The organism is Mesomycoplasma ovipneumoniae (assembly GCF_038095995.1).
In the GTDB taxonomy this organism is placed as follows: Bacteria; Bacillota_I; Bacilli_A; order Mycoplasmatales; family Metamycoplasmataceae; genus Mesomycoplasma; species Mesomycoplasma ovipneumoniae_F.
The window spans coordinates 19,502-33,026 of the sequence record NZ_CP146005.1 but is presented as its reverse complement, the minus strand read 5'-3'; the positions used below and the strand labels follow the sequence as shown (position 1 = coordinate 33,026).

The 13,525-nt window shown below is 30.0% G+C and carries 9 protein-coding genes and 1 rRNA gene; 1 reads left to right on the top strand and 9 read right to left on the bottom strand.

Annotated elements, in window-relative coordinates; genetic code table 4:
* Positions 1-151: 151 nt before the first annotated feature.
* The gene (locus V3249_RS00140; RefSeq protein WP_252263094.1) at positions 152-292 is read left to right on the top strand and encodes a hypothetical protein; all 141 of its coding nucleotides are present in this window, start codon (positions 152-154) and stop codon (positions 290-292) included.
* A gap of 208 nt (positions 293-500) precedes the next feature.
* Here the strand turns inward: V3249_RS00140 and V3249_RS00135 are convergent, their stop codons facing one another.
* The 9 genes from V3249_RS00135 to V3249_RS00095 all read right to left on the bottom strand — a co-directional run bounded on the left by V3249_RS00135 (position 501) and on the right by V3249_RS00095 (position 13,457).
* The gene (locus tag V3249_RS00135) at positions 501-1,850 is read right to left on the bottom strand and encodes a BMP family ABC transporter substrate-binding protein (protein ID WP_341517548.1); all 1,350 of its coding nucleotides are present in this window, start codon (positions 1,848-1,850) and stop codon (positions 501-503) included.
* 122 nt (positions 1,851-1,972) lie between these two features.
* The gene (locus V3249_RS00130; RefSeq protein WP_341517431.1) at positions 1,973-3,631 is read right to left on the bottom strand and encodes an IS1634 family transposase; all 1,659 of its coding nucleotides are present in this window, start codon (positions 3,629-3,631) and stop codon (positions 1,973-1,975) included.
* A gap of 89 nt (positions 3,632-3,720) precedes the next feature.
* Positions 3,721-3,873: a hypothetical protein gene (locus V3249_RS00125; protein WP_341517547.1), complete on the bottom strand. Its 153-nt coding sequence runs from the start codon at positions 3,871-3,873 to the stop codon at positions 3,721-3,723.
* A 98-nt stretch (positions 3,874-3,971) separates the two neighbouring features.
* Complete coding sequence (locus V3249_RS00120) at positions 3,972-4,529, bottom strand: inorganic diphosphatase (RefSeq protein ID WP_337902684.1); 558 nt, start codon at positions 4,527-4,529, stop codon at positions 3,972-3,974.
* A gap of 45 nt (positions 4,530-4,574) precedes the next feature.
* A complete protein-coding gene (locus tag V3249_RS00115) occupies positions 4,575-5,372 on the bottom strand; it encodes an MAG0110 family membrane protein (protein ID WP_277446759.1) in 798 nt (265 codons plus the stop codon).
* Complete coding sequence (gene whiA, locus V3249_RS00110) at positions 5,362-6,216, bottom strand: DNA-binding protein WhiA (protein ID WP_341517546.1); 855 nt, start codon at positions 6,214-6,216, stop codon at positions 5,362-5,364. The genes V3249_RS00115 and whiA overlap by 11 nt, the downstream gene beginning before the upstream one ends.
* 98 nt (positions 6,217-6,314) lie before the next feature.
* Positions 6,315-6,420: ribosomal RNA gene (gene rrf, locus V3249_RS00105) — 5S ribosomal RNA — on the bottom strand.
* Positions 6,421-6,489: 69 nt separating this feature from the next.
* Positions 6,490-9,909 carry a P110/LppT family adhesin N-terminal domain gene (locus V3249_RS00100; protein WP_341517545.1) on the bottom strand — a complete coding sequence of 1,140 codons (3,420 nt, stop codon included), beginning with the start codon at positions 9,907-9,909 and terminating at the stop codon, positions 6,490-6,492.
* Between the two features lie 32 nt (positions 9,910-9,941).
* Positions 9,942-13,457, bottom strand: coding sequence for a P97 family adhesin (locus V3249_RS00095; protein WP_337896718.1), 3,516 nt, complete (start codon positions 13,455-13,457; stop codon positions 9,942-9,944).
* Positions 13,458-13,525: the final 68 nt, after the last annotated feature.

The window sequence follows — 13,525 nt, the reverse complement described above, 5'->3', positions numbered from 1 at the left end:
GAATATAAATATGAAGAAACACCCGTAAATCGGTGTTTTTTTAATGTAAAACCTTAATTTTATAAGTAGCATTTGGTAGCATTTTAAGTAATTTTATGGTATAATTATAAATTATGAAAAAACAAAAATTAACTAAGTTGGTTTAGTATCGATGTTGCAAAAATTAAGACAAAGGGTTGAATTTAACACTTTAGATCAGCAAATTATATTTAAAAAACACGATGGTGTCCCTAGCGATCCAAACATTTGAAATAGATATGATTTTTACTTTGATATCTTAATAAATCACTAATAAAATTGTAACCAACTTTTACCAAAAAACTTAAAAAAGTCCCTAAAACCAGATACTTTTTTAAAATTACCTTATGAAACTGGGAAACTCGGGAATAAACTCAATTACATTTTCTTCTCTGTCCATTTAATTAAATTTTAGCAAAAAAAATTAAAAAATCCAGACAAAATAGCCTGGATTTTTTTCTTGATTTGAAAAAGCACTGAAATTATTTATTAATTTCAGAAACTAGTTGATTAATTCGAGCTTGTTGATCTTTGTCCATTTCTGGAATCTCTAATGTTTTGCGAACATCAGTTGAGTTTGCTGTTTTTTCCTCAAAATGTTTTTTTGTATCTTCGATTGCTTTATTGGCTAAAGTTTTATCTGAATCTAGTAGGGTTGAATCGGCAATGTCGACAAATTTATCCTTATATCCAAGTTTTACAAATGCATTTTTTTGAGATTGAACAAATCCGCCTAAATATTTTGAATTTGTTTTTTTAGTATATAGATCGGCAAGAACTGAAAAAAGTGAATATCCTAAATTTTTCAAAATTGATGTGAAAAATCTTCTTCGCGCATTTGTATAAACAAGTGACTGATCAGTATCAACCCCTATTAAAAAACGGTCATGATCTCCTGCAGCAATATCTGCAAAAATACCTGTTAGTGGACCGGCCACTGCTAGCAATGTTGAAGGAGAACCATTTGTCGCTAAACCTTCAAGTGTACTTTTACTTGATGAATTGACTTCAAAGTTTGTATCTAATTTGATTGTATTAGCGGTAATTTTAGTTTTTTTGGTAGGATTTGCGGCATTATATGCTTTAATTCCAGCCAAATATCCAGCAATAAAGTCAGTAACAGCGGCAAAAGCACCACCACCTACGGTTATTGCAGAACGTCTGTCTGCATTATTTGGATATTTAGCAGCTAAAAACGCTGCATTTGCATAACCTGCAATATATGCTGCTTCTTCAGATTTATAATTTAAACGGATGTATTGACCTTGCGGAATTACATCATCCAAGCCAGGTAAGTCAATTCCAATAACAATTATTTTTTTACTAATAAATGATTGTTTATTTTCTGGAATAGCAAGTCAAGATTGTAGAGCTTCATTATGTTGAAATCCAGAAAGAACTCAAATATTTTTATTTGTGTTAATTAAGGAATTATATTTTTGTGATAAACTATCAGTACTACTATCAATCGAAGTGATTTCTCCGCCTGTTATTGCAGCCATTTGTTGAATCGCCTCTCAACTTGACTGATTAAAAGACTTGTCAGTAACGGTTCCATCAGCTGTTACAATTGCCATATTCATTGCAAAATGTTTGGAAGGATCTGCTTTTGCTGCACTTATTTCAGCTTTACGGGATGAAACTAATTCAGAAATCTTGGAAACATCGGTTATTTTTTGTGTTTGGCCTGAACCTGGGTTGCTTGGTGTTTCAGGAGTTTTTTTACTTCCTTCATCATTTGAGTGACCATTACCGCAACTAGCAATAACTCCAATTACAGAAATTGGCATAACTAAACCTAGTTTTAAAAACTTGTTTCACTTAGTTTTCATATTCTCCTCTAAAATTTTAATAATGTTTTTCCCGAGTTTCCCAGTTTGGTGAGGTAATTTTAAAAAAGTATCCAGTTTTAGGGACTTTTTTAAGTTTTTGGAAAAATTTAATTACAATTTTTTTACTGATTTATTAACACATCATGGTAAAAATCATACCTATTTCAAATATTCGGATCACTAGGAACACCATCGCGATTTTTAAATGTTATTTGCTGATCTAAAGTGTTAAATTCAACCCTTTGCCTTAATTTTTGCAACATTGTTACTAAACCAACTTCAGTTAATTGACTGTTTTCAAATAATTTTTTATCAGCAATATGTTTGTTGATTTTAAATATTATAGTTTTTAAAATAACTAGTGAGATAAAACACAAAAGTGTGTGAGCTAGAATATGCTCGTCAATTCTTAAAAATACGGGGCGAATATTCAATAAACCTTTTAGACTTCTAAAATTAGCTTCAATATTCCACTGTTTTTGGTATTTTCCAACTATGTCTAAAACATTCAAATTTAGTATATTTGTTTCATAAACATAGTAGCCATCAAATTGTTTGTCTTTGTCAATTTTGCTTTGATCCAATTCAAATTTCATGTTTGAAATTTCCTTAAAATATTTAGGTTTTTTACCAAACAATTTGTTTACTTCAATAAAACCGTCTTTATTTTGTTTTTTAATAAAACTTTGGATTTGCTCCTCGCGAGCTTTTCTGTCTTTTATCGCTCTTTTTGTACTGTAAGTAATAATTCTTCTTCTAATATTTTCGGTGTATCTTTTATTCTTATAAGATGAATAAAATTCTTCTTTTTTATACTTAAAATCCGCGCTTACATTAACATAATCGCTTGGATCTAGTAAATAATTTTTAAATTTTTGAGTCCCTACCTTTGCATGATAAGAAATAATGAAATTATAGTTTCTTGATTCAAGAAATCGAATATTTGCAGCAGTTGACATACCACGATCAGCGATTATTGTCATATTTTTTATATTATATTTGGATTCAACATCTAATACAAAAGGGATTAATGTACTAGAATCGCCGGTATTTCCTTTAAAAACTTTAATATGAAAAGGAATACCATTTTTATCACACGCTAAGCCAATGACAATTTGATCTTCTTTGAATTTAGCATCTTTAGAATAACCAGGAATTCTTAATCCATTTCTTTCAAATGTCTCAAAATAGACTGTTGATGAGTCAAAATAAAATTCACTGTCCCTTTTTCCAAGTTCACTTGTTACCATTTTATTAAGACTGTCTAAAAGTTGATTTTGTGACTCAAAAACAAGATCTAAGAGTCTATAAAAGCTATTTTTGGAAGTATTTATTTGATTTGAGTAGTCATCCTTTTTATCAAAAGCATTAATAATGCTGCCAGGATCGGTGATCCGTTTTGAAATTAAGTAGTTAAAAATTTCTTTCATATTTTTATGTCTACTTTTAGGAAGTGATTCAAAAATATTGTGCTTTTCAATAAGTTTTTCAATTAATTCCCCGCCAACAAAAACCGAACCTTCGATTATGGTGGAATTTTTAATAGAATCAAGTAAAGCAATCTTGACTTTATGCATGTCATCTAAATTTGAAAACAATTTCAATTTTTCTTTGATAATTTGAATAGCATTTGGATTAATTTTTTCCAAATTTTGCACATTTCCTAAACTAAATCACCGTTTTGGAGATTTGCCATAACCTTGTGTTCAGCCAACATATTTATATAGTTTATCTTTCGAGTTTCCTCAAACATTAAATAAAACCAAATTTTGCTTTTTCATAATTTATAATTATACCATAAAAATTAATTTAAAAATGTAATTAAACGGAATTAATAAAAAATAAGGTTTTACAGTAAAAAAACACCGATTTACGGGTATTTTTGCTTATTCGCATTCACTAAAAAGTGAATTTTTGCCTTCAAACTGGGAAACTCAGGATTACCGCAACTAGCAATAACTCCAATTACAGAAATTGGCATAACTAAACCTAGTTTTAAAAACTTGTTTCACTTAGTTTTCATATTCTCCTCTAAAATTTTAATAATGTTTTTTGTTATTTTTTTATTATATCATAAAAAAACACATTTTTTTGCTTTGTCAACAAAAAAATGTGTTTGGGTTATTTTTGATATTTTTCTGGGAATTTTTCTTGCATTGTTTTAAGGAAATCTTCTTTTGAATAATGGTGAAAATCTTCATAAAGTTTAGTGCAAGTTTCAAATTCTTTAATCGCTTCGTCAAGAGAGATGAATTTTGAGACTTTTGTAATTCCGGGACGTTTTCAATTTTTATAATTGCTAAAAAAATAATGAATTGAATCTAATCACTCCTGAGGTAGATCGTCCATTGAATTAATATGATCTAAACGATAGTCATCATGATGAACTGCAATTAATTTTGTGTCAATCTCACCGTCATCTATCATTTCAAGGGCGCCTAAAATTCTAGCGTTTAGTTGTGATCCGGGTAAAAATTTTTGACTAGAATAAACTAAAAGATCTAATGGATCCCCGTCTCAATCCAGTGTCTCAGGAATGCTACCATAGTTAGCTGGATAAACAAAATCACCTCGAAGAATTCTATCAACAACTAATTTTTTAGTTTTGGGGTCAATTTCGTATTTGATATTTGACCCTTTGTCAATCTCAATATCAACTAAAATTACTTTTTTTTGCATAAAATCCTTAAAAAATATTTGAAAATAGAGGCTAAATTATATATTTTAACGTCTGCTCAAAAGTCTTAATATATTTACAACTAAACGAAGGAAAGAAATATATAAACCAAGTGCATTTCAGATTGATAATCTTAAGAAAACACGTTTAATTTCACGTTCACTATTGTAATTGGCTAAAATTACAGATGATTGATTTCTGATACTTCAAAACTCATATCCGATTGCTCCTAATGTAACTGTGATGGCAATAAGTGAATATAAGGTTTCTAAAAATGTAGAAAAAACATAAAGGGAAACAATGAAAAGAATGATTTCAATAACAAAACCAATCAAAATTAAAGGTAGTAATTTACCAAAATTGATAACTTGGAAATAACCTAAAATTCCAATTAGGCCCATTATACCACCAGCACCACCAATTGCTATCATTATATAGTTACCATTGCCTAAGACTAATTCAGTAGCAAAAATCAACGGAAGAATGATAGAATTAGCTATTACAAAAACAAAAAAGAGCAAAACAAGAACGAATGTTGGCGGGTTATCAGCTAACGCGGATTTACCTATATAATATGACAGCCCAAAATTTACTCCTAAAAGTAAAACAAGAAATAGTAAAATCCCAGTAGTTCTTGATGTAATAGGTCTAACTATTCTTAAATAAATAGCAAATAATGAGTCTATTGATAAAATTGCAAACGTAATTAAACCAACAAATAAAATTGCAACACCTAATCACATAAGGGAAAAAGACAACAATTTATTTGTTAGTTTTTTTGTAGCTTCGTCTGCACGGCTATAAGCACGTCAGTCTTTGCGGTCAAAAATAATTCTATTGTGCATTTTTCACTCCTTTTTCTAAAATTTTATTAGACTTGACAAGCCAATAGTTTAGGCCTGCTTTTGTTCTAATAATATTATACTCTTTTTTTAGAATTTCACAAATTTCTTGTAAACTTAATTCAGGATTTTTTTGCCGAATCTCAAAGAAAATTAATTCTTGGTCGCTAAATTGCGATGTTAGATTGTATTTTTTAATTAAATTTCATTTTTTAATAAAGTTTGTTGATGATTCACTTATCTTTTTGGCGTTTTTTATGTCAAAATTTGTGATTCTGTTAGCGTTAAGATAATGATCGCGTTCAATTCTCAAAATTTCTAGTTTTGAAGCTTGTTCAAGTGCGCCGATAGCCATTAAAAAATAAATTATTTCGTTAACTTTTTTTAAGTAAATTTTTAAGCGGTTCTGATAAAAAATTTGCTTAAAAGTGAATTCTAATTGATTCTGGCGCAAAATATTTAAAACTTTTTCACATTTTGATTTATCCAAAAATGAAATTTCAAGGTGGTAAGATTTTGACCCTAGCGGTGAAATCGAGCCACCTCCTATGAAAAGTCCGGCAAAAAAATATTGAATATTCTCAGGTGTTTTGTCAATTTTAATTAATTTTTTCTCAATACAGATCCAATTTTTGTTTTTTTTAGTTTCTGAAAAAAACAATTGAAATTTTTGAAAAATTTCAATTAATCGAGAATTAATTTCATTTTTGTTAATTCTTAGTATAAAATAGCTTGGATCGTCATCTAGTGATGATGAAAAAATTAAACCTTTAACTAAGGAATTAAATTTTGGTCGAGTTAGTCGATTTGCTAAAATTTCAAGTTTTGCTTGTTGACTGAAAGTCATAATTTAACTCTTTTTTGGCTATTTTTAAGCGTTTTTTGGTTTATTTTAACTATTTTTTGTTATTTTTACTGTTTTTTTATTTATTCAAGAAAATAAAAAAACAGTAACTCCCTATTTTCCTATTTCTAGTATCGTCGGCGTAAAAAGGCTTAACTACTGAGTTCGGAATGGGTTCAGGTGATCCCTTTTGCTATTGTTACTGTTATGTTTATAATTATATCACAAAAAAAATTTTTTGCAAAATATTTTTTTTTTTTTTTACAGGCAGGAAAACTATCTAGTTAGTTCCTTAATAAATGCATTTGTAAGTTCTTGAGAGATTGATTCTTGGTTTGCAGAATCTACAGAATCATAAATTGCTAGACCACGTACAGTTACTGTAGATTCATTTTTTGGGTTTGGACCTAAATAACTTCAATCAAGGTGGCCATTAAATGTATTGTGGAATGAATCTTCTAAATTTAAATTAGATACAATTTTTTGAGATAATGGGTTACGAGAAGAACTTAAAGTAAATGTGTAATTAGCATCTTTTTTAGAGATAGTTAAGAATAATAAGTCATCTTCTTTAAGTAAATCAAAATTAGCACTTTGATTAGTTAAATTGATATTTTTTTGTGAAAAAATATCAAAACTTAGCGGTGCTGTGGTGCTTTTTTCAAGTTTAGACATTTTAATTTCAAAAAGTCCAGCCGCATTACCTTGAACTCCAGAAATTAGACCAACTACTGGGTGGGCCGCTTCACCTGAGGCAGCATTAGAACCATTTTGGTCTAGACCAATTACTAAAATCTCTTTATTGTTAGAATCAACTTTTGAAATAAATAAACCTTTACCTTCTTTAGATGAAAGTAAATGAGTTTTTTTGTTCTTAGCAATGTTTTTCAGACTAAAAGCTAACATTACCACACCATTTTTAAGCGCAGGTTGAGTTTCTTTTCCTAAAATTACAGGCTTGTTTAGTATTATTCCATCTTCTGGGGTGGCGCTATTTTGAACAGGGGTTGAAGGAGCAGCGGCGGCAGCTTCACTAGTTTGAACTGTATCAGCAACCGGCATTGAAGTTGCCGTTGAAACTTGTTCCATTTCTTGCTCTTCAGCTTCTTCAGTTTCTTCGCTTGTTTTACTATTTAGTTCAATTTCAACATCAGTTCGATTTAATGATGATATTTTTGTAACAGTTCCATTTTCAGTTTTTTGATTTTTTCTAAAATCAAAAAGAAGTAGCGGATTATGTTTAACTAAATAATCATAAGACTGATTATCTTCAAGATTTTGAATTGAAAAAATTAATTTTGCTGGTTTTGATGTAGTTTCTCCAGTTGTTTTTGGAGTAAAACTCATAACTACATCAATTTGGCTGTTAGAATTTTTAACAACATCATAAGAAATATCAGAATTTACTGATTCTGGATAGTTAGATTTTTGTAAAAATGACCAAAGTTTAATACCTAAACCATCTGTAACTTCAGTTTTTTCAGTTGTTTTATCTTTTCCAGCTGTTTGGGTTGATGTTTCTTGAGGTGGATCTTGAAAAGCAGATGCTTGTACAGGGGTTGCAGTAGTAGTTACTGCAGGAGCAGTTGTAGAAGTGGCAGCACCTGTTGATGCACCAGTTGTTGCTTGGGAATTTCCTTCTGTTGAAGTTGAACCTTGAGGTGGAGTTGAGGGTTGAGAAGGAGTTGGAGCTGGAGTTGAATTTGAAGCCGGAGGTGTGGTTGAAGTTTGATCTTGTTCTGATTTTTCTTCTTTTTTATCTTTTTCTTCAGATTTTTTGTCACCTTTAGAAAACATTGCTGAATATTTTTGTTTGTATTCTTCTAATTTAGCAACATCTTCTGGTTGGTATCCGTGATCTAAGAAATAAAGTTTTCTAGCTACTTGATCAAATGTTTTTTGTTGTTTAGCATCTTCAACAACTTCTGAAACTAGAGATTTAATAAATTCTAAAGTTAATTTTGGACCATTAGGATTTTCTTTGAATTCAAAAGTTTTAGCTAGAGGATTAAGGTTTTGAATTTTTGGATCTTCAAGATCAATTTTGTCTAGATTTGAAAAGTCAATTTGTGAATTTTGTTTTAAGGCGGAATTTAGAAGTTTACGCTGATTTTCATCATAATCAAGTTGAACTTCAAAAGTAGATTTTGAAGAATCAAGATCAATTAAAACAAATTTAGAATCATTTCCTTTTCCTAATTTTGCAAGCGAAGATTTAAGAACATCCGGATAATTTGACTTAACAAATTCACTTTCAAGGTAAGGAGCTTCAATATTTAGTTGTTTTTTTACTTGAAAATCAACCTCAAAAGAAACTTTATTTTCTTTTAAAAGTTTATCTTTTTGCTCTTGGGATAAATTTTTTGCTAAATCAATTTTGTTAATTTCAACAAAATAACCATCAAGACCAGGAACTTGGATTCTGTTAGACTTTGAATTGAAAAAAGTGCTGAAATCTTGGCGGTTTATTTCAACTTTGTCATCATTAGCTTGTGAATTTTGCCCTGAATCTTGGAAAAGTTGGGTCGAAACTTGATTATGTCGTCCAATTTGTTGAGAGTTTTGCGTAATTTTGCTCAAGAGTGCGGCGAGATTAACGGGTTTATTATCGGTGTAAATGGTTTGAGCCAAACTTTGATTATCTTTGACAAGCGCAAGTTGAACCAAAGGTTTTAATTGAACTAAATCACTAAATTGTGAAAGAATTTGTTTTTCAACATCTTTTACATCAACGCTTAATTTTTTAATTCCTAAAATTGGGAAGTCAAATTCTTTGACAATTTTCCCGGTTGGGTCAATTAGCTCAAAAGAAACTGAAAGAGTTCCGGCTTTATCGTCATGATTTTTGAAAACTAAGTTTTTAACATTCAATAAGCTATCAACTCTTTTGGTGTCTGAATCACCTATCATAACTATTTTTTCTTGTTTAGCTTTTTGGTTTTCAACTGTTTTTGGAGACAAAACATAACCTTTTTCCAAAATTGTTGGCAAACCTAAGGTGTTAACTAAATTATAAGTTAGTCCATTTTGGAATAAAGCATCAGAAAATGCTTGAGATTTTGAGCGTGATATTTTATATGAGGCTTGAAAATCATTGTCAAGTTTAAAAGCAACTTCTGAAGCTGTCAAATTAGAACTTTTTGCTGCAGAAAGTTCTAATTTTGATTTTTCAAGATCAATTTGGAATCCAACTAAATCACCATCAGCTTTATCGCTTTGAGCAAAACCTTTGAGGTCAACTTGTTTTGAATAAGTAAGCTTGAGTGGATCTGAATGAGCATAAACTACAACATTTTTCACTTCAGTGCCAGAGGCATTTGCTTTTTCAATGTCTAAAACTACCCGAAAATTGTGTTTAGTTATTGGACTAAAGTCATATGCTTTTAAAAAATTAAAAGCATATGAAGGGTTTTTAGCTAATGAAAGGGCTGTTTTTGCTGATAAATTTTTGTACTCATCATGCAATTTTAGATTATTAAGGGCATTAATAAAATCTTCCTCGCTAAAAGTTGTCTGAGTTTTTAGACTAACAACCTCATTTTTATCAACATTACCAAAAATTTGTGAACTATATGAACGCTCAAAAATTGTTAGACCAATTGGAACTGCAACAATCGTTGTAAGAATTGCTGTGATCGAAAAACCTGTTGAAATTATTGTTTTTGCATTTTTTATTTTGTTTATTTTATTAAGCATGTCTTTCTACTTTCTAAAAATTTTGTGGTTATTTAGCTTGATGATGTTGTCGTTGTGGTTGTTGAACTTGTTGTTCCTGAAGTTGTTGAACTTGTTTCGGTCGTTGAGTTTGTTGTGGTTGTTGCTTCTGAACCGCTTGAATTAGTCATTTCTGAAGGTTCTGGTTTGGGTGTTTCTGGTAGTTTTTGAATTCTAATTTGGAAATTAAGTTGAGATTTTTCACTATTTTGGGCTGTGTTTTCAGTAGAATCAGTTTCACTTTGAACTTTTTTGGTAACTTCGAGGAGAACTATTTTTGTTGTTTCGGGATGGAAAATATCTTTTGTTTCAGATTTAACACTAAGAACTAAATTTGGATCGTGCTTTTTAACAATTTCTTGAATTTCTTTAAATTCTTTTGTATCTTCAAAACCTTTTTTTGAAGTTTGATCCCCACTAGTTTGGGCAGCTATTTTTTCAAATTCAGTTTTTTCGTATTGAATCAAAGAATAAGAAGGTGGAATACTTAAAACTGCCTTATTTAGGGTCTTTTTTTCTTCAGATTGTTTTTGATCTGTTGTAGAAACTAATATTTTTAAAGCTGTTTTAGGACTTTGATATTCTTCAACTTTTGTTTCTTTATTAAAAATTTTGTAATAATAAGTAAGATTGTAACCTTCAGATCCGGTTGGAATATCGGTTCCTGTTGAATAATTTGCTGCACCAGTTTGTTTTTCAAAAACAATTTGATAATCTAAATCCGAACTAACTTTTGCTCAAGCTCTAAAATTATTAAGTTCCTTAGCTTTAACATAAAATGCAAGTAATAAATCCTTTAAATTAGTCAGTTTTTCTGTTTTTGTTGAGTAAAAAGTTTTTACTAATTCTTCAACAGGTTTTGCAGATTCTTGAGCTTGACCGCCGACAGCTGAAACTTGTGTTAAAATTCCTGTTGCAGAACCTGAATTGTTATTACTTTCATTAATTTTCTTATTATTTTCGCGAATTTCTTTGTAAATATCTTCGGCTGTGCCTGTGCTTGTTGAAGAATCTTGTTGAATTTTTGCTGGACTTATTTTGTTGAGTTCTTCAAAAATTTTGTCATCATCGCGGTTATTTTTGAATTTCTCAGCAATAGTTTTTGGTAAAAATAAGTTAGAAATTCAACCTCTTTTGTCAAAAGTTTTAACATGACCGTTAAAATCTAGACCCATAATGTTAGACTCAGGCTTGAATTTTATACCTTCTGCGGTTCTAAAAATGTTACCCTGTTTAACGTCATTTACATTTATTTGTTCATTAGGATTGATTAAATTTGCTGATTTTGCAATTTCAAAAAGATATTCTAAAATTTCAGTTGGCTCCATGCTTAATAAATAAGCATAAAAAGCAGCAACATCATGCTCGTTTTTGAAAAATTCGCTAGATTTTAAAGATTTGATTCCAAATTTTGAGCCTGTTTGATCATCAGATTGAAAATCAAAAAAATCATGTAATTTAGGGAATTTTTGATTTCCTGTTCATGATTTTAGCATTGATTCATGAGGATTAAAATCATATCCATACTGGAACTGATTTGATAAAATTTGTTTTAATTCTTCAGATTTTTGATTATCATTTTCAATTAATTTTTCTAACTCAGTTTTGGAAATAAATGAAGCGGCAGTTACAATTTTTTCTTCATGAATTTTAGGTTGAGTTGACGAAGTAGTTGTAGAAGAAGTTTGTTCTGGTAAAGAATTAATAAAGTAAAAATCTTGACGATTTTTGTCAAGTTGATAAGTTGCGCCAGTTGTTCCAGTTGTTTTAGCATTATCTTTGAAATATTTTATTTCAAAAGTGTCTTTTTTTGATCTTAATAGTTTAGGATTTTTATCACCAAAAAAACTTGAATAAAGGTTAATATTTACCGGAATTTCAAGAGTATTTGAGGTTGCTTTTGCACGATTAATATCAAGCTGAAAATCAACTCCTGATACTTTTTTTTGTGCAAAATATGGAGAAAATTCGCCAAAATCAAGAGAAATTGGATTTATTAAAAGATTATCTTCGATCGCTTTTACAACAGATTTAGATTGATCTTGGTTTGATTTATAAAGATCTTTATTTATTTTTTCTAAAAATTCTATCGAAGTAGTCGAATTAACGGTAAGTTTGTCAACAAATTGTTCAAAACTTTCGGTTTTTGTTTCAGGAGCAGGAGTTTGTTCTGGCGATTCGGCTTGAGGTTGTCCTCCTTCAGTTCCTTGTGTTTGGGCTCCATCTTGTCCTTGGGCTTGCTCTCCGTTTTGTGTTCCACCATTGCTTTGTGTTTGTTGTTGTCCATCTTGTTGTGTTTGGCCTTGCTCTTGGAATAATTGAACTGAATTTACTTGCTGAAGTTGTGGTAATTGCTCAGAAGTTAATGAAGAAGCTGAACTAGCTGCAACATTTGTAGAGGTTTGTGCAATTTGCCCTGAAGCAACTTTAAAATCAAGAAAATTTAATTTTTTGAGTGAAATTTTAGATAAAATATCATCTAAATCAGCAAAATAAGTTGCTTTTTTTGCTTGTTTTTCGCCAGATTCGTCGGTTTTTCCTTCATTATTTGCATCTTGACTTGACTCAGAACCTGAACTAGGTTGTGGAACTAAATCAATTTTTTCAAGCAATTGAGCGTCCTCAATATTGAAATTTTTAAGCTCAAATTTTGCATCATCAGTCAATTCAGCTTTAACTAAAAAACTTGGAACAGAGTTTGAATCAACTGAAATAAAATTATTTGTTCCAGGATGTTTTTCTAAACTAAAATTGTAAATTGTTCCTTGTTTAAAAGGGAAAGAATTATTTTGATCAAAATTTAACTCGTTAATTATTTTTTGAAAATCAGGGAAATATTGGGATATTTTTTCAACTGCCTCAAGTTGAGTTCCAGCTTTATTAACATCAATGGCAAAATCCTCAACTCGGGTTAAGGATGCAATTTTTTGATCAATTAAATTTGGACTTGAAAAACTAGAGCTAAATCCTGTTCTTCTTAAATTTTGGATGTTTTCTTTGAAGCTTTTAGTAATTTTTTCTAAATTGGAATTAAATTCGGCAAGAGCAAATTGTGAACGTTGTGCAAATGAAACTTTTTTAGAAATAATTGTTGAAAATGCAGTGTGATTATTATCAATTTGGTGTTTTGCGCGGAAACGAAGCTCAAAACTTTGATCATTATCGTTTGGAATTAAGTCAACAAATTCTAAAAATGGTTTATTTGGTGCAAAAGTTGGCTCAAATTTGCGTAATTTGGAGTTAACCTGTGTGTAAAAAGATATAAATTTATTTAAATCTGTGCCAGCTAATAATTTTCCACTGTTATCAAAAAGTTGTGCTTTTATTTGACTATATGTGGTAGAATCATCAAAGACATCGGATTTAAAGGCAACATTTTGGATTCGAGAAACTAAATTTTCTAACTCAGCTCGTGGATTTTCTCCTGTATAACGAATTCGAGTCACAAGTCCTATCGTTGTCGCGAAAATAGCAACACCACCAACAGCGGTGAGTGCTAATATTAATGAATTTTTGTTTTTTTCGTGCATCCTTTCTCCTTATTTATTTTTGTATATAGATACATAATTATATCATAAATCGCTATTTTTTTTATGTT